The organism is Nostoc flagelliforme FACHB-838 (assembly GCF_014698065.1).
Lineage (GTDB): Bacteria > Cyanobacteriota > Cyanobacteriia > Cyanobacteriales > Nostocaceae > Nostoc > Nostoc flagelliforme_B.
This window is the reverse complement of record NZ_JACJSI010000503.1, coordinates 1-3,714: the sequence shown is the minus strand read 5'-3', so window position 1 is coordinate 3,714 and position 3,714 is coordinate 1. Positions and strand designations below refer to the sequence as shown.

1 protein-coding gene and 1 pseudogene are annotated in these 3,714 nt (G+C 43.2%); one reads left to right on the top strand and one right to left on the bottom strand.

Translation table 11 applies throughout. The annotated features are described in order from the left end of the window. Positions 1–618, top strand: a pseudogene (locus tag H6G97_RS54275) (hypothetical protein); the annotation flags it as partial. A gap of 163 nt (positions 619–781) precedes the next feature. Here the strand turns inward: H6G97_RS54275 and H6G97_RS47460 are convergent. Then, on the bottom strand, positions 782–3,244 hold the full coding sequence (locus tag H6G97_RS47460; RefSeq protein WP_190947299.1) for a two-partner secretion domain-containing protein: 2,463 nt from the start codon (positions 3,242–3,244) through the stop codon (positions 782–784). Positions 3,245–3,714 lie beyond the last annotated feature (470 nt).

Below are 3,714 nucleotides of genomic sequence, written 5' to 3'. Positions count from 1 at the left end.
TCTGACACGCTTACCGAAATTTCGCACTGTGAGGAGGCGGCGATCGCTCCCTTGGGGGTCGCGTCGCCTCAGTCTGTCGAGGGCGTGTCAGAGAAGGAGGAAGAGTTACCTGCGGTAACGGACTGTACGACGCTGGCGCTTGTGGATGATGCACAAAGTAATCCCGCTTCGTTGTTGGCTGAAAACCTCTCTTGTGGTGTTGAGGCGAAAGATTGTCATGGAGGTGCTTGTTCCGCTGCTCAAAATGAATTTTCTTCAAGTTTGGCGATCGCTAATCAAACACCGGGGCAAGTAGAACAGGGTGAATCTGCTTCCTTATCGGGAGAAAATCAAGTCTCTGGCCTTGAAGTGAAAGCGGATCATGAAGGCGAAGGTTCCGCCCTGTCCGTGCCACAATCTCAAAAGTGGTCGCATGAGGCTATTGTCACAAGGTCGAATCTGCGACCGGAGCGTATGCAGAAACTCAAGGTGGCAGGCAATTCGGGGCAGAATCCGGGGTTTGATTTCTTGCAGGAGTGTTGGGATGATGACCCGGCACTAGTGATAGTGATCAAGAAGTTGCTGGCGAAGTTTCCGCAGTGGGGTGTTGCGATTGTGGATGGGGTGTTGGTTCACTAGATAGAGCCTTATGAATAAAATAATCGATTTACCGATATCAAGCGTGCCATTCTATCTTGAACCTTAAAGGGGCTGAACCGTATTGGCGTATAATCAAGCTATTACAGACTCTCAATTTGCTTACTTGAAAAGTTTTCCTGAGCGGATGTGCTGCAATAATATTCTAATGAGCAACGCAAGATGTATCGGTGAGCAACGAATTGTTCGGCGTTGCAGTGGGTACTTGAGCAACAAAAACCACGTCCCCATTGGCATCGATTACCCAACCTTGGGCTTCTACAATTTGAGTAGATTCATTGATAGAATTAATCTCCTGTAATTTTGCTTCTGTGTTTGGCTGCTTGTGAACAATTGGTCTATTGTGAATACCATTATTAGCACGAGCCTGCGCCTCTGGAGAGAGTGTGATCCAATCTGCTAGCACCGCATCATCAGATATCAATGGCTGCGTGGGATCGGCTACCATTCCTCCACGGCCAGTAACAATAAGCGAACTCCTTTCTATTTTTCTACCAGAATTACAATCAGCAACAATTTGCTGTGAAGCATCAACCACATTTACAGGCAATTCCGCCAATCCTTTACTGGGGTCTGCATCTGGTGAGTTGATTTGTACTGTGCCATTTAATAAAGGGTTTTGCTGAGAAAACGCTGTGATGTCGTTAGTTAACAACTCATTTGGCTTCAGTTGGTTTACATCTTCAGTGTTCAAAAGCTTCACTAAATCTGCACGAGTGCGCTGCACAAATCCAAATATATTTTTAGCAGTAATTGTGATATTACCACCAGAGCCTGAAAAAGCGTTGGCAGTAATATCATTATTATCCAAGGGAGGAGCAACAATAAAACCCGACGATGCATTGATGGTGATATCACCTCCATCGCCACGAGCCTGTGGTGTTTCTGCATTGGTAGATATCTGGCTTTCGCGGCGCATCAGTAATAAGTCCCGTACATTTAGCGTAATATTTCCGCCCTTACCTAATTCACTATTAGATGTGAGTTTCCCTTCGTCCAGAAGTATAGAGCGAACGGTTACATTTATATCTCCTGCTTGCCCTAGATTAATTGCACCCTCTGCGTAAATAATATCTCGAGGTTGACTGCTCACAGTTACTAGTGCCCCATCTCTAATAATCAATTGGCCTGTAAAGAGGTTTAAATCTCCAGCAGAGCCAGAAGCGTTAGTTGATGCAGATAAGCTACTAGGTGTAGAACCATTTGCTGAAATTCCACTTAATTTTATAAACTCAGAGGCGTTCACAGTCAAATTCCCTCCTTTGCCTGTGGCGGGGTAAAATACGCCATTTAAAGAACGTCCGTCAGATTTTGTTGATACCTGTGCTCCTCCCTGGATATTTAATCTTGGAGTGTTAATTGTGATGTTGCCAGCATTACCAACACCGTAAGTTGCGGTAAACAATCCGCTGGATCTAAAACTGTTAGAAGCACCAATGCTACCTCCGCTCAGTTCTACAGAATCTGAGGCGTTTACAGTCAATTGCGGCACAGAATCTGACACCGAGTTAGAATTATCAACAAGTACTTGTGCTCCATCTTTAACAATCAACCTCCCTGTCGTAATTGTTAAGTTTCCTGCAACTCCCCCATTCATGCTTCCAACTCTCAAAGGAATGCCACCAATCAGTTCCACAGAATCTGAGGCAGTAATCGTCAAATTTCCTCGTAGTTGCATGTTTGAGGCATTCGTGAAAATTGATGAACCCCCAGTGCCAGTGACCTGCACATTTTTCCCCTGTACCTGAATGTCGCCTCCACCCTCGCCACTGGCATCTATATAAGAGCGAATGTTATCTCGCCGAATTAGTTTAATGTTCTGAAAATTATTGACACCTTCATATCCCAAAAACCAGCCTTGATCTGTTGAATTTAGACTGACCACACTATTGTCAGCAACACTTCCTAACTCTATTCGTCCCCCTTTTGCTGTTAAATTTCCTCCCTCCAGCAAAATATCGCCACCTACAAATGCCAAGGTTTTATTTGGCAACACCTGTAAACCAACAGCCGTGTCATTTGCCTTTGCTTGGGATTGATTGCCGATGGTAGCCGCAGTTGCCCCGAATTGTAAACCAACGGGAACACTTACTGTTAGTAAAGGTGTAGTTTGGGGTTCTGTAGCACTAAACTTAATGCCATCAGCAAAATTCAAGCTGCTAGCCGTACTTGCTACAAATGAACCACCTATTTGTAAAGAAGCATTGGGCCCAAAAATAATCCCGTTGGGATTAATTAAAAACAGATTGGCTGTAGGATTAGCTTTTATTATGCCATCAATATTAGAGATAGACCTGCCTGTTACTCGGCTAATAATATTCTGAATATTTGCCGCATTGTTAAAGTAGGCTGTGCTTCCCTTAAGTACAGAAAACTGTTCAAAGCTATGGAATAGGTTCGTACCGCGAATTGCACCACCATCTATTTGATTACCAAATTGACCATCAATAACCTGGGGTGTAACAATCGAATTTTCAGCTCCTAGCGTGCTATCTTCTTTAATCTGTGCGAGTACACAACATCCAGATGAAACAAAGATTCCACTACTTAATAAACTACTTAATAGCCTTAAATGCCAGTCCCAAACGCTGCGGTTTTTAAAAAGCACAGAATTGACCCTCCCAAAACAATATGTTTAATGATTAATGTCTTTGCCAATCTACAAAGCTTTAGCATTCATTGGAGCAGGGGAAATATAACCCAAACTTGTGAACTTACAGAAAATATTAGCTAAGAAAATAGGTTTCATGGACATATTGAAACCCGTGACAGTAAAGCCTTGAGTTTATTGCCATCATGAGCCGATTTATTTGCCGCATTGTTGTAGCATTTATCTGCCGTAACGAACATTATCTATAGTGATAGGATTCGAGCATGAGCTGGTACTGGTTCTAAATTGTCGTTTGAAAAGACAATAACTCTATTACAGAACCTTTTATCTCTTCATATCCCGTTTTTAGTAAAGCAGGACTTACGCAACTGGAACAAATAGCGAGCGGGGCGTAGCCCTACCACACGACAATTTAAATCAAACCAAGCACATAGGAATACTTGGGCGTTTTAGTTGCTGAATTAAAT